The following is a 21,225-nucleotide window of genomic DNA, read 5'->3' as shown; positions in this document are numbered from 1 at the left end:
GATGTACCTGTAATAAGTGTTTCGCTCAGAGGCGTTTCAGCAACTCATCCTTCTTACGGACCGAGATCGGAACCTTCTGGTCGGCACTCAGATGAACCGTAAGATTGACCTTATCAATGCGCTGAATGTGATTGAGATTGATAAGGTGAGAATGGTGGATACGCACAAAACCTGATGGAGATAGAAGTACCTCGTATTCCTTGAGATTGGTGGACACCAGAATCGGTTTCTCCTGCCCTTTTACATGAAACCTTGTGTAGCGACCGTCTGCTTCGCAATGGACAATATCATCGATCTTCAATACATAAATATTCTCCAGATCCTTGAGCACCATGCGGTCCTTGATACCCGATGCGTGCTGAAGCATCACATCAATAGGATCGCCACCGTGTTTCCGTAGGTTGAGGTGTGCCCGTTCGATGGCTGCCACCAGATCGTCAGGATCCACGGGTTTCAACAGAAAATCGCAAGCACTCATGCGAATGGCCTTGATGGCATAATGCTGATGCGCGGTAACGAAGATGACCTCGAAATCGCGGTCGGGCAACTGCTTGAGCAGGTCGAAGCCCGTGCCATCTCCCATCTCTACATCTAAAAAGAGCAGTTCTGGCTGTTGCTGTTCTATTTCGGTAAGCGCGGAGGCGACAGAATCCGCCTCTCCGACCACCTCCGTTTCTGGCGAATACAAGTGCAATAAGGCTCTCAGCGCCTCCCGTACATTCTGTTCATCATCTACAATTACTGCCCTCATGCCAGCACAAATGGAATTTTGAATATCACTTCCGTTCCCGTTCCATCTTCATTCAGATCACGGATCTCCAGCGAATACTTTCCTTCTGCCTTTCGGTTCAGTAAAGCAATACGCTCTTTCGTGATTCTGGTTGCAAGCGATGTTTTCTCTTCCGACTTCGGACTGCTCTCTCCCGCCTTTTTCCGACCAATGCCGTTATCTGTCAACCGCATCACCAAATGGTCATCCTGCAACTCATATTTGAGCGTGATCTTTCCATTATCGAGATTCCTGATCCCATGTTCAATGGCATTTTCGATGAGCGGTTGCAATATCATGGGTGGCACCAGAACTTCCTCAGGGTCAAGCTCTTCATCCATCTCCACATCGAACTCGAAACCATTATTGAAACGCAGTTTCTGAATTCCCACGTAGAGTTCGAGCGCGTTCAGTTCCTTATCGAGCGTGATCTTCTCCTCCTGATTGTACTCCAAGAATGCACGCATCACTTTGGCGAAATTGGACAGATACCGAACGGCCTCGCGCAGGTCTTTTCCTCCTAACATGTAGTTCTGAACGGCCGTCAACGCATTGAAAATAAAGTGCGGATTCAACTGTACGCGCAACGACAGCAATCGGTTCTCCAATGCTTCCTGCTGTTGTTTCAGCAATCGCTGCCGCGAAACGAAATAGATGCTGCCCGCAACCAGCAACGCTACCACCACAAGTACAATGATCCAGATATTTCGCTGTCGCAGTTTCAGTTCATTAATCTCATTCTGCTGGCTCAGTTCACGTACCTGCTGCTCCTTTTTCTCGGTCTGATACTTGGTCTCAAGCTCATTCACTATGCGCACGTTATCCTCCCGCAGCAGTGTGTCGGTATAAAGCTTCAGGAGTTCCATGTTCTCATACGCCTTCTTATAATCACCGTGCATGGCGTAAGCCTTCTGCAAGTTCCGCAGTACGCGCTCCTTCGATATGACCGTATTCTCTGCACCTGCATATTCCCATGCCTTTTCCAGACTGTTGATCGCCTCATCCACACGGTTCAGCCGAAGCAATGCTGCACCTTGATAATTGTAAGCATCCGTGAAAGTATGGTTGTGTGTGAATGAACCCTCGTAGGTCAGCACTTCATCGGTGTATTTCAGCGCCCGTTCATACTCCTCTTTCTTGAGCGAAATATTGGCCAGGTGATTCAGTATCTGCGTAAGCGTTTTGCTGTAGTTGATCTTTCTGCTCTCTGCCAGCACGCGCAATGCCAATGCCTCTGACGAATCAATCATATTGTGTTTAAGCAGATTGATGGAAAGATTGGATCCCAACCCAAGCGCAATGCGACTGTTCAACTTCCCTCCTGCCATGTCAAACGCCTTCTTGCTGAATTCCAATTGCTCATCATGACGGCCGATAGTGCCCAGCAATGCCCCGATATTGGTGTATACATAAAGTAGATGTGCCGAATCGTTGTAATGTTCCAGAATAGCGGCCGATGACATCAGAATCTCCATCGCCTTGGCACTACTGTCCATACTTTGGTAGCAACTGCCGATGTTAATGTAAACCTTGGCCAGATTGAGCGAATCGCTTATGAGTCTGCACTCATCCTCTGCTTGCTTGAAATACTTCAATGCCTCCGTATAGTTGCTTTCACGCAGATAAGTGACCCCAACCACCGTAAGCGCATCCATGTGTTCATTCCATTGGCCTGAAGCCTCGGTGCATTCCAACACCTTATTGGCAAAATAGCGGAGCGAATCATTGGCATCATACCGATGCGAATAGGCCGTGGTAGAATCCATGTACAAACGGCAAACGACCGTGTCGCCCACAGCAGCCGAATGCTGAGAGAAAGCTGTCTGAACCAATATCAGACACAGGCCAATGGCCAAGACCGATGACATTCGTAGGTGGCGGATCATCAACTTGAAGTTGCAGAATTAGAGGTTGCGGATGCGCTTACGCGTAATAACTGTAATAGATACGGTAATAAGTGCAAGCATCGCTAATCGGTTATTGAGTTATTCGTTATTGGGAGATGATCGTACGCAGAGCTATCGAAGCGTTATGTATGAGGCAGAGTCCGATGGTTCTGTCATTCCGAGCGAGTGAGGAATCTCAAGAGATGTGAGATGCTTCCTTGGTTTGGCTGTTATTAGTTATTGAGTCATCCGTATTCAGCGTACCAATTCCCCAACTGAATAGTTCAGGGTCACTTTGGGGATAATCGTTTTGGGTTATTATGGCGTGACCTTAAAATAACCAATAACTCAATAACCTGATTCAAGACCGAACACCGAGCATAAGTGTTTAGCGAGGAAATCGGTAGCTTCACAGAGTGAAGAAATGGTTGACCTTTCTATGCCTTTTACCCCTTTTCGGCCTTGGCCAGAATGCACTTTTGCAACAGGCCATTTCGGTGCAGAATTTCTATCCCGACTCTGCCATTCAACTGGCTGAGCAGGTCATAGAAACCGACACCTCCAAGCAAATCCGATCGAATGCGTTTGAGGTCATCGGCATCGCCAATTGGGTGAAGGCGGATTATTCTGCTGCCATTCAAGCCCATGGCAAGGCACTTGACATCCGCAAACAAATCGACTACAAGGATGGCATCGCCTATTCGCTGAACAACCTTGGGTTGAATTACCAAGGGCTGGGCGATAAGAACACGGCAGTTGACCATTTCCTCAATGCCTTGGAAATGGCCAAGAGCATCCCAGATTCTGGATTGATGGGTTCCATTCTTGGGAACATCGGTATTCTCTACGAGGAGCAGGGCGAAGACGACAAAGCCTTGGACTTCCATCTGCAATGTCTGGACATCGCTACCAAACTCAGCATTCCGAGATTGATGGGCAACACGTGGAACAACGTTGCCCTCATCTACAAGAAGAAAGCTGAGTACGGGAAAGCCGCTTCGTACGCCCAAAAGTGTTTCGAGATACGCAGGAAGTATGGAAATGAACTCGGTCAGGCGCAGGCGCTCAACCTCCTTGGCACCATTGCATCCAAGCAATTCATGTACGCCAAGGCCGATTCGCTCTATCAGGCAGCCTTGGCCATTTACAGCAAGAAGGAAAACGCTTGGGGCGAGGCCATGGTGCTGGGAAACATTGGCCAAGATGCTGCGGCAACGAAACAGTATTCCAAGGCCAAGAAATATTGTCAAGAGGCTTTGGAGCTTTCGCAACAACACCAGTTGGAATGGGAAGGCCCGTCATGCAAGTGTTTGGGAGATGCGTACATCGGACTGAAGGATGGCGCAAAGGCACAACAGTACTGGCAGCAATATTTCAATTATACGGATAGCGTGCACAGATACAATCTGGAGAATGACATCTCACTGCTGCGTCAGCGTTTTGAACACGAGAAGGAGCGCATGCGCATCGAATCTGAAATTGCACATCAGAAAGAACTGGCCGAAGCAGAACTGAACAGACAACGCCAGTTGAGCAATGCTTCCATCGGCATTGGGATGATGGCGCTGATCCTGTTCTTCGTGCTGTTCAGCAATTACCGCAGCAAGCAGCGCGACAATGAACTGCTGGAGAAGATGAATTCGGAGATCACCGAACAGAAGGCCGTTATTGAAGAGAAGAACGAGCACATTACGGACAGCATCCGCTACGCGCAACAGTTACAGCACGCCATTCTGCCCAAACATGCAGCGTTTGAAGGAAGATTCGACCGACACTTCATTCTCTATCGACCGAAGGATATCGTTTCGGGAGATTTCTACTGGTTGGAAGAGGCCAACGGAAAGACCTTTGTGGCCGTGGCCGATTGCACAGGTCATGGTGTGCCTGGCGCGATGGTGAGCATGGTCGGCTACCAAGGATTGAACAAGGCCGTACGTGAGAACCAGCTTTCCAAACCATCAGAGATTCTGCAAAGCCTGAGCGATCATATTGAGGAACAGTTTGAGAAGAGCGGTGGCAGCGTGCGCGATGGAATGGACATTGCGCTTTTCGCCATTTCCAAAGACCAAAAGCAGCTGACCTTTGCAGGTGCGCACAATCCGCTCCTCCTCGTTTCCAAACGAACAGAGATTGCCAACTGCACGCTAAAAGAAGGTCAGGACGGCTGGAATGTGTTTGAGGTGAAGGCCGACCGCAGAAGCATCGGTGGATTCTTTGACGCAGGTCCGTTCACCGACCATGAGTTGACGCTCGAAAAAGGCGACACGCTCTTTGTGTTTTCTGATGGCTATGCCGATCAGTTCGGTGGGCCGAATGATAAGAAGCTGGGCATCCGAAAGCTCCGCAACGTTCTGCTACAAGCAGTAGCAAACAATGATCTTCATTCGCTGGAATCGTTCTATCTGGAATGGAAAGGCCCAAGCGAACAGATCGATGATGTGAGCCTGATCGGGCTGACGATTTAAGTAAATGTGAACGCTCTATTTTCATCTCAGAAATCCATAATGAAAACAAATGAACCGAACGTTTATTTTGTACTGAAAGGTGCTGACTTTGACCCAAACGAGTTGACGAAAAGATTGGGTATTGAACCGACAAATTGTTGGAAGAAAGGAGACAAAGGGAAATACAACCCATTTATGGGCTACTCTTGTTGGGAACTTTCCACTCAAGGAGTGGCCGAACCACTTCCGATTGACAAACTGGTCGGTAAAATCATTAGTCATCTGAACGAAAAAATCGAAACAATCAATCAGTTAAAGAACGAATTCGATTTATATTCTGTTCTTGAAATTGTGCTGTACATTGATACTAACCCTGAAGTATCAACACCAGAGCTTCGACATAGTCTAAGTACAATTGAATTTTTATGTAGAACAGGTACCATATTAGACGTGGACATTTACAGGTATGATTCAACGGATTCAGAGGAGTGAAAGAATTATGGAAGAACGCTCTCGAAAAGTTATGCTTCTCTCATTACATCAAATCGTTTCTATCTATAACCCATGTCGCAGGCATTCCGCACCATTTCCCAACCGACCGAAGGGCTTTTCAAAGACCGAGGTTCCAAGTTCATTGCCTACGCTTTTCCTATCACAAACGTAGATGATGTGAAACCGCTTTTGGACCGATTGCGTGTTGAGCATCCATCTGCAAGACACGTCTGTTACGCCTATCAGTTGGGAACAGATGGCAACGACTATCGCGCCAACGATGATGGCGAACCCAACGGCTCTGCGGGGCTACCCATTCTCAACCAGATAAAAAGCAAGGATGTGACCAACACATTGGTGGCCGTGGTACGCTATTTCGGAGGCACAAAACTGGGCGTTTCGGGACTGATAAATGCCTACAAGGAAGCTGCGAAAGACGCGCTGGAAAAGGCCGCTGTGGTGGAAAGAATTCCTACCGCCATCATCAGATTACAGTTCCAGCATTCGAGCATTGGCGATGTGGAACGCATTATCCGCCAGCATGGCTGGAACATCAAGCATCAAGATTTCGGCATGGATTGCAAGTGGGAAATTGAAATGCCTGAAAAAGAAAAGGAAGAAGCATCTGGCCTCTTCCTTTCCATCGAAAATGTTTTACTGAAGTAATTGCTACTGCGGATGATAGATCTTCTCGGCTCCCTCGTAGATCTTCTGTCTGTCCAAGGTCATCGGCTTGGTCTTTTCGGCCACGAACATTTCCATCTGATCGGTGTAATGCGGACTATCTGGATGCGTTGACGTGCCGTAAGCATTGATGGTGTTGATGATCGGCTTGCCGTCCTTTCCGAAGTCGATGAGCATGATGTAAGAATCGCCCACGAACGTTCGGAGCAGTCCTTTCTTGTAAGGTCGCGTGATGTTGGCCGCAAGCACCTCTGGCGCACGGCCCACATCCAGCACCACATCTCCACGCACGTGTTTCTGCACATCTCCCAACCGCACGCGCAGCGACCCGAAATACTTCTTCATGTGCTTGGTGGCCTTACGTACGGCCTCCACATATTGCTCTTCGGTCAATGCATTGGAGTTGTAGGTCAACCCCTTCGAGAGGATCATATCCATGATATTGTTGAAGGTGAAAACCAATAAGGTGGCTTCCCTGTCATCCACATCGGCCACGTGGTCCCAAGCGCGGATCACCTCAAAAGATTCCTTCAGATCGGGATATTTTTCCACGTCAATGCTGTCCAGCATCCACATGTTATTGATGTTGTAACCGCGCATTTCCTCATTGTACTTCTTATCGTACTTCACCGTCTTGAAATCCTCCCAGGTCATTTTTCCGAAACCAGAGATGAGTTCCTGCGCACGGATAGCGCGGTTGTTGATCCTGCTTTCATCCTGATACCCGAACGTGGGGTCGAAATCGGCCGCTTTCAGATTCTCTTCGGGAGCGGTGGCGAAAAAAGGCGTTCCATTGGTGTTGTACAGATAGCCGCATTCTGGATTAAGGTAGGTTGCCAATTCCGAAACGGGATGGAATTTCTCTTCCCAAAGCGTATACGAAGTGTTTCCAGGAAGTACATTCAACCAATTGTAAGACGAATCGCGATAGGGGAATTTGCCCAAACTCATGTACTGGATGTTTCCCTCGCCATCGGCATAAATATTATTGGTCCCAGGGAAATGCCCCATGGCCATGGCCGCATTGTATTCCTCCAAATTGGTGGCCTTGTTCATGTAATACAGTTGTTCGGTACCCGCCAGATCCATGTTGGCAGGAAAACGGATGGCATAGAAACCGTCCTTGTTACGGATCACCGTGCCGTGCTTGCTGCGGTAGAACTTCTTAGTGATGGGAATTCGGAACGGCCCGACCTTCACCTTCACCGTGGCCTTGAACGGCACCAACTTCTCGTAACCATCATCAAACTTATAAAGGAGTTTTTTGTGCGGATGCATTTCCAGTTTGTACACATCGCACAGATCGGGATGGTTGAGTGTGGCCGCCCAGCCCAAGTGTTCATTCACTCCGTGGAAAATGTTGGCACCACCAGGGAATGTTCCTCCCAAGATGTTCAACCCTTCCTCGCTGACCAGATGCGCCTCATACCACGAAAACAGCCCTTGCAACGGCTGGTGCGAGTTGACCGCCAGATACGTGTGTCCGTTGGCCGTTTTGTTGCCATTGAACGCCAGCGCATTCGAACCATCAGGCAGGTTTCCCGTGTACTTCACATTCCGCTCGTAGAGCGAGATGGAACGCGTAAATATCTGCTGTATCTCGATGTAAACGCTGGTAAGGAACACCAATGTAAGCGTGTTGGCCTTCACAATATCCTTGGATGAGATCGGGAACAGCCCTTTGCGCAGAATCTCGTCTGCATGCGTTTCAGCAAATCGGTTCAGCCCCGCAGAGTATGCATCCAGGTATTTGAGGTAATGGTCCGAGAATGCGCCATCCCAGCGGTTTTCAACCTCTTCCGAAACACGGGTGATCTTTCCCATGAAATCGAGCAACGCCCCGTCCTTTCCCGTCACTTCTCCCAGCCTTCCGTTGGCTGCCAGCAGCAGTTGCTGAACGGTATTGAAATCGTCTTCGCAGGTTGCCCACGCCAGTCCGTAGGCCGCATCCGCATCGGTCTTGCCGAAGATGTGCGGCACGCCCCATTTGTCGCGTACAATTTCAATGTTGTTAATGTCTATCTGTGCTTGCGCGATGGTAGCGCAAAGCGTGATGAGCCCCAGAATGAGACCCGAAATTCTGCCTTTCATAAGCCGTAAGAATTAGGGTTGATGCCGCATTAACTACGGCTCTTCAAAAATAGTATGCATGCAGCGCTTTTTCCAGCTCAACAACATTAAATGAATATGAAAGAGACATGAATGAAAGTGTAAGGCGCGGTCAGCCAATGCAAAAGTTCTGTCAGCAACAGGAAATGTAGCATGATGTGATGCAATTGAACCATTAGATATGCTGAATGAATCCTCCGCACATCTGGCGATTCCATCAGCAGTTTCAGAAGGTCAGTCCGCAATATCAAGGGCGCGCTCCGCAAAGCCAGCGGCATCGTCCGCAAGGTCAAAAGGAGTGTCCGCAAAGCCAAAGGCAATGCGGTTGGCGTTGCGGAGACCGCTCTCTGCGCGTCAAAGCAAATAACTGTGAAATTGGTTGGGATCAGCCCCTTTTCGGAAGCATTTCCTTCAGGCGGTCGAATGTGTGATCCATCCAAGCGAGAAATTTGGACAGTGCATCGAAATAGAGCGTGATCATCAAAAAGATGGACATGAGCCAGATAACGGCCACATTGGCCCAATACGTATCGATGTACATTCCGAAGAGATTCTTGCGTGGCGCGAAGAAATGCGAGCGGAGGAATACGCTTCCCATCGGATCCTGATAGATCGGGTGCAAGCGCTGAATGAGCTTGTCATCGCGTTCAATGATGCGATAGAAATCGCTGCTATTGAGCACAAGGTCGCCCAGACTTTCATTGTAAAAATCATCGCGCAAGCGATTGAAAACCTCCCGTTCTTCAGGTGTTTTCACCTTGGATGCGATTACACGGTCCTTTTGCGCATCCATCTGGTTGCGCACCTTCACATAATGTCGTTGCAGGCGCTCCAAATGGTCACGCACCTCCTCCAGCAATTTTGGAGTGACCGTTTCGGGCGTGAGTTCGTCCACTTTACTGAACTGCACTTCCGAATTGAACGCATTCTCCTTGGCCAATTCCTTCCGTATCAGTCGGATAATAAGCTCCTTCTTGTCCTGATCCACGCTATCGCTTTGAAGCATATTTCCAAGCGTGATCACCTTCTTGCGCATTTCTGGTATCCAATAGTCCTTGCGAAAGGTGGCCTCACTGACGGTCTTTTCGTAATCGAACAGATCCTTCTGATAAGCATTGTTCTTGAACTGATGCACGGCCAACGCCTCATACGCCCATTTGGAGGCCATGATCTCACCCGTGAACGGCACATACTCGTCCGAAGAAAAACCAGGGTTCAACTTATCGAACTCAACGATTACACCGCTGAGCAGCAACTGCGGAATAATAAGGAACGGAATGAGGATATAGATGGTCACCGCATTTCGGAAACTGGCCGAAATGTTCAGTCCGAGCATGTTGGCGAAACAGGCCGTGGAGAACAGCACCAGGAAATACGCCATGTTCATGCCCTGAATTTCGAGAATGGCATTGCCGATGAGCACGAACGCCAGCGTTTGCACCAGTGAAATGAAGAACATGATGATGATCTTGGACACGAGGTAACTGGAACGGCTTAGGTTCAGGAACTTCTCCCGTTTCAGGATCTTTCGGTCCTTGATGATCTCCTCGGCACTTACGGTAAGTCCGAAGAACAGCGCCACCACCACGCACATGAACATGTAGGCGGGAATGTTGTCGTTCTCGCGGAACATGTAGCCCACTTCATCATTGGCATAGTACCTGACCAACGAGGCAAGGATCAACGCCAGCACAGGCGTTTCCAAAAAGTTGATGAGCATGTACTGCGTATCGGCCAATTTGGCGCGTACATCTCTGGTAATGAATACTTTGAACTGTGACCACAGCGAAGGAATGGTGGCCACTGGCGGCAGCTTCCCTCCTTTTCCATCCGAATCGGCAAGTTCTGCATCCATTCTTCCCGAACGGATAAACTTCTCATTCCAGTCGGCAGGTTTCACCTTCCGCGATTGGGTGGGCTGGCCATATTCGTCCAACACCTTTCCTTCAATGATGTTGAAGACCTGCTCGGGATTGACGTTACCACAATTGAAGCACTCCACGTCTTCGCTGGTCACATCATTGATCTGCGACTTGAAGTAGCTGATGGCATCGATCGGGTTTCCATAGTAAACTGGAAAACCGCCTGTATCAAGGATCAACAGCTTATCGAACATCTTGTAGATGTCGGAAGATGGTTGGTGAATGACCACATAGACCAACTTTCCCTTCAGCGCAAGTTCCTTCAACAGGTCCATAATGTTCTCGCTGTCGCGGGAAGAAAGCCCCGATGTCGGTTCATCCACAAACAGGATGGAAGGCTCACGGATAAGCTCCAACGCAATATTCAAACGCTTGCGCTGCCCACCGCTTATCTTCTTGTTGAGCGGACTTCCCACCTTCAGATCCTTGATCTCGTGAAGACCGAGGCTCTTGAGCGTACTCATCACCATCCGCGTGAGCTTGTAACTGCTCACATTGTCGAAACAGAGTTTGGCGCTGTAGTAGAGGTTCTCGAAAACTGTCAGGTCTTCTATCTGCAGGTCGTCCTGCGAGATGTACCCGATGAGCCCTTCAACCTTCTCTGGTTCCTTGTAAATATCGATTCCGTTGATGCGAACAGCGCCTTTGGTAGGAGCCGTGGTTCCATTCAAAATATTGAGCAGTGTGGATTTTCCAGCACCGCTGGCACCCATAATGCCAAGCAACTGGCCCGAATGCTCGCGACAGTTCAGTTCATGCAATCCCTGCTTGCCTCCTGAGAAAACGAATTCGATGTTCTTTACCTCGAAAACCAGATCGTGGTCAACAGTAGCGCGCATAAAGCGGCTGACGATGTTGCTGTAGTAGATGGGCGAGATGCCCGAAGTTCGGATAGACGAGCCTTGCGAGAGAATGTTCACACGCCCAGAGCTGACGGGCTGCCCGTTAATGAAGAGTGTTTCAGTACCAAAATATCGGAACACATAGAGTCCAACGCTTTGGACATTAAGTACCCGAATCTCACCATGGAGTAATTCTGCATAAATATGATGCGACCGTTCAAGTTTTAACTCTGGCTGATTACTGATAACCAGAATGTTCTCCGAATCATGCTCATCATACTGCTTCGCCTTTACGAAATGCAGGCAGCGAAGAAATTCCTGCTCATCAATATTGAAACTGTCGGAAACCGTGTTCACAAAATCCAGTTCCTGCCCGTCAATAGAGCCATCGGAATTGACGAACTCCAGCAGACGGAACAGCACAATGATCTTCTGTTTCTGCGTCAGCTCGGCATTGATGGCCATGCAGATCTTGAGAATCTTGACCGAGGAACGCGAGATACGCTTCCGTTTCTTCTCGTCCTGTTCATCGGGACCACCGTGATACTCGCGGAAAAAATCATCGAAGGTTTCGAGATAACGCAGAACGAGTTCCTTGTTCAGCTGCTGCTCAAGGAACACCTTCACCACCTTTCTTCCGCGGTCAGAAAAGCTTTCGTCCTTGGCTACCAAGGCAAAAAGCTGCATAAGGGCACGGAGTATACGTTCGCTCATCGGCTACAAACAAAAAAGGTCTCCTTACAACGCAGTAAGGAGACCTCGGGTTACGCGAATCGCGTATTTCCTATTGCTTAAATCCAATGACCATGGTGGCGCAGCCAGATTTCACGTTCACGGTGTTCAGTTTCGCTTCAATGGTGCAATCGATGGTAGAACCGAATTCGAAATCCCAGTAAGGTGTGTTCTTATACTCGCTGCTGGCGAAAAGTTGGTTGTGTTCCTCATCATATATCTCAAAGATGAGGTTGCCATCGGTAAAGCCGCTACAGCCTGCAATTCGGTAGGTGCTGCCACCGTAGAACGTGGCGCGGAATTCGGCCACCTGATCTCCGTTCAACAGCGCTCTGTACGACTGCCCGTCAGAGATGTAATCGGCTGTCACATTTTCCGAACAGATCTTTGCAATGGAATCGCATTGTGCCGAGGCACTTCCCACATAGGCCAACCCCATAACGAAGGTTGCCATCAGTATTCTCAAGGTCTTAGTTCTCATTGTTGGCCTACTATTTTGTTTCTGATCATTTTAACTCGTTCCGCAATTGCCTCCAAATGTTCAGGAGTAATCACAACAGTTGTCTTACTGTTGATCTTCGTGGTCTTGTTGGCAATATCAACTTCAGACTTCTCGTACGAGTACTGAATATCGATGGCATCGAAATCGTACGCCAGCTCGATCAGGTCATCCACCAACACATCATACTCTGGTTGATTGTAGTACGGAGTGAGCATCTTCACGATATTGTTGAGCGTGTACTTCTGCTCACCGATACGGTTGATGACATCCTGATTCTTGTCCTTCACCGCGATCTGAGTAGAAAAATACAGCGTCTCCACCCATCCTCCAGCAAGAACAAGCGCCCCGACATTCAATCGGTCGTTGTCTTTCAAGAAAGCATCTGCATTTCTGTAAGCAACAGCAACAAGATTCAGCATGGAATCACGCTTTCCGAAATTGCTTTCAAAACGCTTGATGGTCTGCTCATCAAATGCGCCTGTAATTCCCAGTTCATCCGAAAGTTTGTTGATCACTCCCAGATATTTCAGGGCATCCTGACTTTGATCGTAAATGGTCACGTAGCCCACATCAGCACCATAGACCCCGAGATTGACCGCCTTCTGGAAATTGGTGGCGTAAGTGGTCACTTTCTTGGAATCGTTCAGATAACCTTTGCTGTAATCAGCACCTGATTTCTCAATAAGCAAAGCAGTCTGAATCGGAGACGGAATACTGAACATGTTTCCACCGATGGACATCAGTTTGGTAGCGGAGCTGTCCACTTCGGAAACACCTTCTCCTCCCCCATCGTCTTTTTTCACGTCCGAAACACAGCCTACAAGGAACATGGCCGCGCATGCCACCGCCCCGCTGTATCCGATCCACTTTTTAAAATAGTTGCTTTTAGTCATGACCTCTTTCTGGTTAATGTGGTTCGCAAGTAACAAAAATTAGCACGAAACGACAACGGGCCTAACGCTCCGCAACCCCTTGATTCTACAAGAGTTATCGATAAACGACCAAGCGGTTTGAGGTAGGATTCCCATTGTCTTTGATGCCCTGATACTTAAAAAGCAGGACGATGGTTACAAAAATCCGATCACTCTTAAACCTTTATTGCAATGGTAATATAGAAGGTGCGACCCGATGACGGAATGATGCCTGGTCCGGGATATCCGACCGCTCTTCTTGTGAAGTACCAGTTGTTGGTCAGGTTCTCAATACCAGCGTTGAATGTGAGCTTCCAATACTTGTAAGCAAAGTTCAGATCCATCACATAATAAGATGGTACAAGGCCATTGACAGAATTGCCTGTACTGATGGAATTGGTGGCATCGGTAAACTGCTTATCGGTGTACGAGAACAGATACGACATGCGAAAATCCTTATAGCCGAAATCCAATCCAGTTCGGATGAGCAATGCAGGTGTCAGTTCCACGCGCTTGTTTCGGAAGGCACTTTCTTCGGATGCGATGTACTTGGCGCTGAGCCAGGTGATGTTGGAGAAGACATCCAGTTTCCAATCTGAGTTTGGACGGAATGTTTGAATGGTGCTCCACCGCAGGTAGCTTTCCACGCCCACGCTCCGTGCATTGGCCACGTTGGTGCGCAGCCTGTAAACGCTGTAAAGCAGCGGATCCACCTGTTGCACATACCCGATGCGGTCGTTGTACATCATCATAAATCCTGTCACTTCATATTGAAATGCGTTCCGAATACGCCCTCTGATCCCAAGGTCGGCATTGTAGCCTGTCTCGTCCTTCATGTTCGGATCGGTCTTGTAACTGGGATTGGCAACCCACAGGTCATTGAAGTTGATGGATTTGTAATTCTGTGAGAAATTGGCGTAGAGTTCGATTCCTTTCAGCGGCTTGTAACTCACCCCGATACCGAAAAGCGGAAACCAACGCTTCCGTCTCGATTCGCCCGTTTTCAAGCTGTCCAAGATCACATTGTCTGCCTGATCGCGATAAACCGTATGCGAAGAACCGACCGTTTTCGTATCAATGTACTCAATTCGAACGCCTGGCGTGATGCTCAGATTCTTGCGAAGGTTGAACACATTCTCAGCAAACCACGCCACATTCCCACTGGGATGACTGGATGCTGACTGATTCGCCACCACATCCACATACTCGAAAACGGGTCCGTAGGTGGAATCTGCTGCTCCTTGTCTGCTCTTGGTGAATCCTTTGTAAACCCGTACGCCTGTCAGAAATGTCTGCGGTTGATTTTTGATGTGATAACGCTGTAGAAATCGAAACTCTCCACCCACATTATTGAAATCGCCATGGATAAGATTCCGATACTTATCAATGTCGGACACTCCAGGATTATTGATGGGATCACTCACATTCGGTGGGCTCAGGAATCCCAGCGCTTCGCGGATGGCCATCAATCCGAACAGGCGCACATCCACTTTTGTGGCCGAAGAGAACTCATGTCGAATGGAAAGTGCCATCACATTCCATTTTACGCGAAACCAGTTTCTATCGCGGTAGGAAGCTCGCGGATCCTGTGCGAACTGTGCATCTGTGAGCCCTCCTGCCTGACGCGCCAAATACCACATACGCGTGTATTCGGCTTTTATGGTAGTTCCTTTTTTCGAAGTGTACTTCAGCGCAGCGTAAGCGTTGTAACTGTCAAATTCAGAATTGCAACGCCAACATTTGCCCAAGCGGTATTGGAATGACGTGTAATAATTGAATCGTCCAATGGTTCCTCCCAAAGACGTGTACGTATTGTAAAAGCCATACGAACCGACCGACTGAACCGCCTCAGCTTGAATCTTGGCACTGTCGGGGCCTTCTTTCATCACAAAATTGAGCATCCCACCGAACTGCGGGCCATATTGCAGCGAGGCCGCACCGCGCACCACTTCGATCTTTTTCACCGCAAGCATCGGTGGCGAGTAGTAACTTTCAGGATAGCCAAGCGCATCTGCAGCAATATCATAACCATTCTGGCGCGTATTGAAGTTCTCGGTTCGACTCGGACTCAAGCCTCTACCTCCTACTCCGATCTGTATACCGCCACAGTCCGATTCCCAAATGTTGAGCCCCGTAACCTGCGAAAAAACCTGCCGCGCACGGTTCGATGCCAAATTGGCCGTGACCTTATCCAACTGAATAACCTCGGTCTTTCTTCCCGCATAAATGGCCATTCCATCTACTGCACGTAGCGTGGTCATCACACCATTGTCTTCACGCTTATCCGTTACCGTAACCGTGTTCAGGTCCTTTGAAAGTGGCTTCAGGATCACATCCAGAATGTGTGTCCCGTTCTTGGGGTCGATCGTTCTTTCCTCCTTTTTGTATCCCTGCTGGAAATAGGTGATCTTCTTTAGCCCAGGCGTAAGGCCGTCCAGTCTATAGCGCCCTTTTTCATCCGTAGAGAAATTGTCTGGCACGCCTTCCACATGCACAACCACTCCAAAAAGCGGTTCTTCCGCCTCATCGCGCACCACACCTTTGATGGTGATCTGCGCAAATGCACTCGGAATGCAGAAAAGAAGGAACAGCCAAAAAATGGCAGTACGAGGAAATGACATCAAATTCCGCTTTCGCTAATCACCGTCATTATCCTGGTAATTGATCTGTACGCCCAAGGCGGTGGTAAGATCATACTTGATCTTCGGTACCATCTGCTGCAACTGTGTGTGAGCATTATCAACCACCTGTTGGTTACTGACCAAGGTTTCCGACATCGGGTCGGGAATGGCGTCAATGGCCGAGATGATGTTACTGAACTGAGTGAGAATTTCAGGGTTCAAGGCTTCACCTGTGGTTGTACTCTTGGCCTCCAAGCAGTCCATGTAGTCGTCCAGACCAAGGCCATCTGCTTGGTCTGCCCCAATTCCAGCGTAGAGTTTCTGGAACGCTTCGGCCTGCCGCTTTGCCAATTGGGCAGAACCACCAGCGTAGTACGCTTCCACCTGTTCGGGCAAGACAATTCCGCCATTGAACTTTCCAAGCGGAATTTTGAACTTGAAATTCTTCAATGTCTCAAAATCGTGGTTCAGATCGTTTACCACCAATGAAATGGAAGAACCCGTTGCCGTTCCCGTGTTATTGATGAATGTCTGTCGGTAATTTGCTCCCGAAGCATCCCAAGCAGTAATTATGGATGATGCGGTCGAACTCAGTTCTGATGTCAATCCCACCAGATAATCAAGTCTGTTCTGAGCATTTGCATCTGTCGTGAACAACGCAAGAATATCAGAATCTGAAGATCCCTCCGGGCCGAACAACAGGTAATCCAATGCCGGAAAGCCCACATTTGCGTTCGGACTGGCACTTACTTCTGCCCCATTCTGAACGTTGGTTTCAATCTGCGAAGCATTGGTCGGGAATGTATTGAACCGCTGACTGAAAGGCACACCGGAGATCAGTCCAGGCCCGAAAGCAAACATGCTGCATTCCTGATATTGACCATAAGCAGCACCGAAATAGATCCTGACCTCATTCAGCAATCCAGATGTAGGCGTTGCTGCAAACTGCTGCGCCTGTGAATGAAGCAACGTTAAGCTCACATCAAGATCGGAAAAACGTGGAATGATAATGTTGTCGGCATAATTGGTCAGCATGCCGGTCTCATCAAAATCGCAATTGCTCAGATTTGGCGATGTGTCGCAACTGGCAAAAAACAATACTCCAGAAATTGCAAGCAATAGTTTCTTCATCGATTATTGGATTTCACCGCTTGGAAAAGCCATTCTAATATGCTCAATGGCCGTCTCTATCTGCTGATCGGTAAGGTTGTAAAGATTCGTATTCGGTCCGACAATGGCCAACGCGTCTTCAATATGCGAATAAGTGTAATTCGGTGGATATTTAGAATTGCCTCCAGCAAAATGATATTTGAGCGCCAGCAAGAAACCGATCCCTTCACTCATCTCATGATGACGTTTGTAGTTCGGTGTACCTGAAGTTGACAACCCCTCGCTCAAGTAATCTACAGCACTTGCTGCGGCAATAATGGCCCATTTATCCTGAATCTTCTGAATGGCCTGATCCCGTATTTCATAATCTCGTGCAGTAATGGCAGCACGGGCTGTTCGGAAAGCATCGGCAACTTCATCATTCATTCCAGAATATAGCCCACCATTGGTCTTGTTGCAGTACTCACCCCAAAATCGTGCGTCATCAACGGTAGCTAAGTCCGGGAAATCTGTGGGCACTCCAAAATAACCGAATGCCTCGTCAAAATAGTGTTCCATTTGTGTGTAATTCTCACCATTTTCCACATCTTCATTACCGACCACTCCCATTCCATCCGCAGAAAGATATACTTCCATTGCCTGATAATAGAATACGGCTCCCATCAGTCCTTTGATAATGACCTGTCTGAGCTCTATTCCATTGGCATTTACGCGGTAACCGATGGTCGAATCTGCACTTCCATCCACCAATACTCCGGCCGTTCCGCTGTATGCCGTTCCGCTTGCTTGACTTGCAATTGCAAGTTCATCCATAAAAGACTCAAACATGGCCACGTCATTCTGAAAACACTTGGACCTTAGGTCTTTAGCAAACGTTTGCCCCGTGAACGCGTCATTCTGATTGGCAAACATGTCTTTCAATTTGTTCGCATCCAGTGGAGCTGAGCCGACCGCATTCGCAGACTTCATATACGTACCCATCAGTTCCAGCATATCGAGTCTTTCGGTCTGACCTGAATAGTCTACCGTTGAGCTACCATTGCGGGTAAAGTTGTAGATAGACGGAACGTCAAGGTCCGAACCATTATCTGAGTTGCAAGAGTTCAGAATAAAAGATGAAATAGAAATACTTATTACGAATAGGATGCGGTTGGATAGTCTGGGCATGATGGAAGTTTTTATTTAGATTGATTTTAAATAACGGCACAAATCTATACCTGACCTTTCCTGAGAGCAATACCATATTGAGGGTATAAAAAAAGGCCCCGAAATTCGGAGCCTTTCTTCTATTCTGAGAAACTCAGAATTATCTTACGTTCATCTTCTTAGTGATGGTCTTACCGTTGTTAGAAACAGTATAGATGTAAAGACCAGAAGCCATTTGATCTGTTCTCAGCTTGTAGTCGTTAACTCCTTTCTTAGAAAGAACGTTATCCTTGTGAACCAATGCTCCCAACATGTTGTAAACGCGAATTTCAACGTTGCTTGGAGTTGGAGTTGTGAAAGAGATCATTGCGTGATCTGTTGCTGGGTTAGGATATGATTGAGCTACGTCAAATACATTTCCATTCAACAATTCTGACACCCCAGTTGGACCATAAACACGAAGTACATAGTTGTCTACTGGTAGCGGATCGGCAAGTGATGTCTCAGACAACCAAGTACCATTGGCCAAAAGGAAACCGCTTACATCAGGATTTGTAGCTGCAACACGTGCATCAACCAAAACTACAACCGGATAATCAGTGTAACCAACGACAGGAGCTGCAGCAGTAACCGAAGCGGCATCAGCCGTAATTTGAAAACACCCTTGTACCGGAGAGAGTGTAGTGGCATTGTTCGGAGTTCCGTAATTGTTCCACCACGTTGAGTCAGAAGGGTCGTTAAAATCAGTTCGTGGATCGGCTGTCTCGTACGTATCGCCTCCACCCGTAAAGTTGAACCCTGCAGGAGCCCCATTGATCTGATAGATCTTGAATGCATCAATGTAAGCAGTTACTGTAAAACCACCAGCGGTAACGAGGGTATCGCTGATCGTCTTCATGCTGATTGTTGCATCGTACGCCATGTTAATGGTAGCGTAATTGTTGGCCAGAAATGTTGTGCTGTCTGGGAAGAAATTACCGGAAGCACCAGCGTACTGAGAATCAAAAGAACACTGAGCGCTGGCCGTGCCAGTTGCCAATGCTCCCATAACTAAAAATAATAGAGCTTTTTTCATGATTGTTTTTAAGGTGATTATTTGAGATTAAGTTTTACAAAATTAAGATTCTTCTGAACCAAGACCCTTTTCGATGGATTCCAATGCAAGAAAATCCACAGCCTCTTCGAAGGTCGGTGTGATATTCAGGATGGTATCCAATTGTGAAATAGAGATCAATTTAGAAACCGAGCGCTGAAGACCACACAGTACGAATGTTCCGCCAGAGTTCTTGCAAAGACGGTTGGCCACCAAGATGGCGCTCAAACCAGAACTGTCACAATAGCGTGTTTCAGTAAGGTCGATAATGATGTTACTGAACTCATCTGCATTCAGAACAACCAACTCCGATTTAAGCGATGGCGAAATCTGACTGTCCAGTTTTTCAGCCTTCACCTTAACAACTGCGTAATTGTCCTTCTTATCTATTTCGAAATTCATTTAGCCTTGGCTTTGTTGCGAAATTACCAAAAATTCGATGGCGAAAGGTAATACCAAATTCAATTCCCTACGCAAAACTCCTACTCTATTTTTCCTGCAAGAAGATAAAGAACCGCCATCCTGACGGCCACACCATTCTCAACCTGATCTAAAATGATGGCCTGATCGCTGTCTGCCACATCGGATGTCACCTCCACGCCTCTGTTAATTGGCCCAGGATGCATGATCGTTATCTCTTTGTCGAGTTTATCCAAAATCTGTTTGTTCAGACCATACTGAAGCGTGTATTCTCGCAACGATGGGAAATACTTCACGTCCAACCGCTCCATCTGAATACGGAGCATATTTGCCACATCGCACCATTCGAGTGCTTTAATAAGATTTGGTTCGTACTTCACGCCAAGCGATTCGATGTACTTCGGAATAAGTGTTGCCGGACCACAGACCTTTACTTCTGCCCCCAGTTTTTGCAGCGCGAAAATGTTCGAAAGCGCCACCCTTGAATGCAGAATATCACCTACAATCACCACTTTCTTTCCAACCACTTCACCGTAGCGTTCACGAATGGAAAATGCATCCAACAGTCCTTGCGTGGGGTGTTCGTGCGTGCCATCACCGGCATTGACAATCACTGCATCTATGTTCTTCGAGAGAAACTGTCCTGCCCCAGGCAATGGATGTCGCATAACGACCATGTCCACTTTCATGGCCAAGATGTTGTTCACCGTATCAAGCAGCGTTTCTCCTTTCTTTACGGATGAACCTGATGCAGAAAAATTGATAACATCAGCCGAAAGGCGCTTTTCGGCCAATTCGAACGAGAGTTTGGTTCTGGTGGAATTCTCGAAGAAGAGGTTGGCAATGGTAATGTCGCGTAGCGAAGGAACCTTCTTTATAGGTCGGTTGATGACCTCTTTGAATTCATCAGCCGTCTGAAATATCAGTTCAATATCCTCTTTGGTGATGTACTTGATGCCAAGAAGATGCTTTACCGATAATCCGTTCATTCTGTTTCTGGTGAATAGAGTTTTACTGTATCATTTCCGCCTCCTTCGGTGAGTGCGACCTCCACTCTTTCAGAGACGATCGTATCAATTCGAGCGCCCACATAGTTCGGCTCAATAGGAAGTTGACGGCTGAATCTTCGATCCACCAACACCACCAACTCAATGACCGATGGCCTGCCGAACGCCATCAGCGCATCCATTCCTGCGCGGATCGTTCTGCCTGTAAAAAGGACATCATCGATCATGATGACCTTTTTGCCTTCCACCAGAAAATCCATTTTGGTTTTGGATGGAATGAGCGGAATGTCGCGTCTGCGATGGTCGTCTCTATTGAACGTGATGTCCAGCGAACCGATCTGAATCGATCTTCCGACCATTTTTTCCAGCAGTCTGTGAATGCGCTGCGCCACGAATACACCTCGCGGTTGCAGACCGACCAAAACTGTGTTTGAAAAATCGTTGTGATTTTCAATGAGCTGATAGCAGATTCTTTCAATGGAAAGATTGAGCTGCTTACTGTCAAGGATTATTCGCGACCCGATGCTCATTTAAC

General features: G+C 47.9%; 16 protein-coding genes. 3 read left to right on the top strand and 13 right to left on the bottom strand.

Going from position 1 to position 21,225, the window contains the following annotated elements; translation table 11 throughout:
- Positions 1 to 25 precede the first annotated feature (25 nt).
- On the bottom strand, positions 26 to 751 hold the full coding sequence (locus tag GC178_12580; protein ID MBI1288400.1) for a response regulator: 726 nt from the start codon (positions 749 to 751) through the stop codon (positions 26 to 28).
- Positions 748 to 2,655, bottom strand: coding sequence for a tetratricopeptide repeat protein (locus GC178_12575; protein ID MBI1288399.1), 1,908 nt, complete (start codon positions 2,653 to 2,655; stop codon positions 748 to 750). The genes GC178_12580 and GC178_12575 overlap by 4 nt, the downstream gene beginning before the upstream one ends.
- A 416-nt stretch (positions 2,656 to 3,071) precedes the next feature.
- On the opposite strand from GC178_12575, the gene GC178_12570 reads away from it, so the two are divergent.
- The 3 genes from GC178_12570 (at position 3,072) to GC178_12560 (ending at position 6,257) form a co-directional block, all read left to right on the top strand.
- On the top strand, positions 3,072 to 5,120 hold the full coding sequence (locus GC178_12570) for a tetratricopeptide repeat protein (GenBank protein ID MBI1288398.1): 2,049 nt from the start codon (positions 3,072 to 3,074) through the stop codon (positions 5,118 to 5,120).
- A gap of 39 nt (positions 5,121 to 5,159) precedes the next feature.
- Positions 5,160 to 5,591 carry a DUF4279 domain-containing protein gene (locus GC178_12565; GenBank protein ID MBI1288397.1) on the top strand — a complete coding sequence of 144 codons (432 nt, stop codon included), beginning with the start codon at positions 5,160 to 5,162 and terminating at the stop codon, positions 5,589 to 5,591.
- 72 nt (positions 5,592 to 5,663) lie between these two features.
- Entirely contained in the window at positions 5,664 to 6,257 is a 594-nt protein-coding gene (locus GC178_12560; protein MBI1288396.1) for a DUF1949 domain-containing protein, read from the top strand.
- A 3-nt stretch (positions 6,258 to 6,260) separates the two neighbouring features.
- Here GC178_12560 and GC178_12555 read toward each other — a convergent pair whose 3' ends face one another.
- From GC178_12555 to pyrR, 11 genes are all read right to left on the bottom strand, one after another.
- The gene (locus GC178_12555) at positions 6,261 to 8,366 is read right to left on the bottom strand and encodes an acylase (GenBank protein ID MBI1288395.1); all 2,106 of its coding nucleotides are present in this window, start codon (positions 8,364 to 8,366) and stop codon (positions 6,261 to 6,263) included.
- Between the two features lie 403 nt (positions 8,367 to 8,769).
- Positions 8,770 to 11,862 carry an ATP-binding cassette domain-containing protein gene (locus GC178_12550; protein MBI1288394.1) on the bottom strand — a complete coding sequence of 1,031 codons (3,093 nt, stop codon included), beginning with the start codon at positions 11,860 to 11,862 and terminating at the stop codon, positions 8,770 to 8,772.
- Between the two features lie 70 nt (positions 11,863 to 11,932).
- The gene (locus GC178_12545) at positions 11,933 to 12,361 is read right to left on the bottom strand and encodes a hypothetical protein (protein ID MBI1288393.1); all 429 of its coding nucleotides are present in this window, start codon (positions 12,359 to 12,361) and stop codon (positions 11,933 to 11,935) included.
- Positions 12,358 to 13,275, bottom strand: coding sequence for a hypothetical protein (locus tag GC178_12540; GenBank protein ID MBI1288392.1), 918 nt, complete (start codon positions 13,273 to 13,275; stop codon positions 12,358 to 12,360). The genes GC178_12545 and GC178_12540 overlap by 4 nt, the downstream gene beginning before the upstream one ends.
- Before the next feature lie 194 nt (positions 13,276 to 13,469).
- A complete protein-coding gene (locus GC178_12535) occupies positions 13,470 to 15,914 on the bottom strand; it encodes a TonB-dependent receptor plug domain-containing protein (protein ID MBI1288391.1) in 2,445 nt (814 codons plus the stop codon).
- A 15-nt stretch (positions 15,915 to 15,929) separates the two neighbouring features.
- A complete protein-coding gene (locus GC178_12530; GenBank protein ID MBI1288390.1) occupies positions 15,930 to 17,045 on the bottom strand; it encodes a hypothetical protein in 1,116 nt (371 codons plus the stop codon).
- A 3-nt stretch (positions 17,046 to 17,048) separates the two neighbouring features.
- A complete protein-coding gene (locus GC178_12525) occupies positions 17,049 to 18,191 on the bottom strand; it encodes a DUF4856 domain-containing protein (GenBank protein ID MBI1288389.1) in 1,143 nt (380 codons plus the stop codon).
- 139 nt (positions 18,192 to 18,330) lie between these two features.
- The gene (locus tag GC178_12520; protein MBI1288388.1) at positions 18,331 to 19,245 is read right to left on the bottom strand and encodes a T9SS type A sorting domain-containing protein; all 915 of its coding nucleotides are present in this window, start codon (positions 19,243 to 19,245) and stop codon (positions 18,331 to 18,333) included.
- 42 nt (positions 19,246 to 19,287) lie between these two features.
- Positions 19,288 to 19,665, bottom strand: coding sequence for an anti-sigma factor antagonist (locus GC178_12515; GenBank protein ID MBI1288387.1), 378 nt, complete (start codon positions 19,663 to 19,665; stop codon positions 19,288 to 19,290).
- Between the two features lie 80 nt (positions 19,666 to 19,745).
- On the bottom strand, positions 19,746 to 20,672 hold the full coding sequence (locus tag GC178_12510) for an aspartate carbamoyltransferase catalytic subunit (protein MBI1288386.1): 927 nt from the start codon (positions 20,670 to 20,672) through the stop codon (positions 19,746 to 19,748).
- Positions 20,669 to 21,214 carry a bifunctional pyr operon transcriptional regulator/uracil phosphoribosyltransferase PyrR gene (pyrR, locus tag GC178_12505; GenBank protein MBI1288385.1) on the bottom strand — a complete coding sequence of 182 codons (546 nt, stop codon included), beginning with the start codon at positions 21,212 to 21,214 and terminating at the stop codon, positions 20,669 to 20,671. Before pyrR ends, GC178_12510 begins: the two co-directional genes overlap by 4 nt.
- Between the last annotated feature and the right edge of the window lie 11 nt (positions 21,215 to 21,225).

Source organism: Flavobacteriales bacterium, assembly GCA_016124845.1.
Classification (GTDB): domain Bacteria; phylum Bacteroidota; class Bacteroidia; order UBA10329; family UBA10329; genus UBA10329.
Note: the sequence above shows the minus strand (reverse complement) of the source record. Positions and strands in the feature narration are given on the sequence as shown.

Bases quoted from the DNA above. Each gene is read 5' to 3' on its own strand.
- GC178_12580 (MBI1288400.1), bottom strand. From the start codon at position 751: ATGAGGGCAGTAATTGTAGATGATGAACAGAATGTACGGGAGGCGCTG.
- GC178_12575 (MBI1288399.1), bottom strand. From the start codon at position 2,655: ATGATCCGCCACCTACGAATGTCATCGGTCTTGGCCATTGGCCTGTGT.
- GC178_12565 (MBI1288397.1), top strand. From the start codon at position 5,160: ATGAAAACAAATGAACCGAACGTTTATTTTGTACTGAAAGGTGCTGAC.
- GC178_12560 (MBI1288396.1), top strand. From the start codon at position 5,664: ATGTCGCAGGCATTCCGCACCATTTCCCAACCGACCGAAGGGCTTTTC.
- GC178_12555 (MBI1288395.1), bottom strand. From the start codon at position 8,366: ATGAAAGGCAGAATTTCGGGTCTCATTCTGGGGCTCATCACGCTTTGC.
- GC178_12550 (MBI1288394.1), bottom strand. From the start codon at position 11,862: ATGAGCGAACGTATACTCCGTGCCCTTATGCAGCTTTTTGCCTTGGTA.
- GC178_12545 (MBI1288393.1), bottom strand. From the start codon at position 12,361: ATGAGAACTAAGACCTTGAGAATACTGATGGCAACCTTCGTTATGGGG.
- GC178_12540 (MBI1288392.1), bottom strand. From the start codon at position 13,275: ATGACTAAAAGCAACTATTTTAAAAAGTGGATCGGATACAGCGGGGCG.
- GC178_12535 (MBI1288391.1), bottom strand. From the start codon at position 15,914: ATGTCATTTCCTCGTACTGCCATTTTTTGGCTGTTCCTTCTTTTCTGC.
- GC178_12530 (MBI1288390.1), bottom strand. From the start codon at position 17,045: ATGAAGAAACTATTGCTTGCAATTTCTGGAGTATTGTTTTTTGCCAGT.
- GC178_12525 (MBI1288389.1), bottom strand. From the start codon at position 18,191: ATGCCCAGACTATCCAACCGCATCCTATTCGTAATAAGTATTTCTATT.
- GC178_12520 (MBI1288388.1), bottom strand. From the start codon at position 19,245: ATGAAAAAAGCTCTATTATTTTTAGTTATGGGAGCATTGGCAACTGGC.
- GC178_12515 (MBI1288387.1), bottom strand. From the start codon at position 19,665: ATGAATTTCGAAATAGATAAGAAGGACAATTACGCAGTTGTTAAGGTG.
- GC178_12510 (MBI1288386.1), bottom strand. From the start codon at position 20,672: ATGAACGGATTATCGGTAAAGCATCTTCTTGGCATCAAGTACATCACC.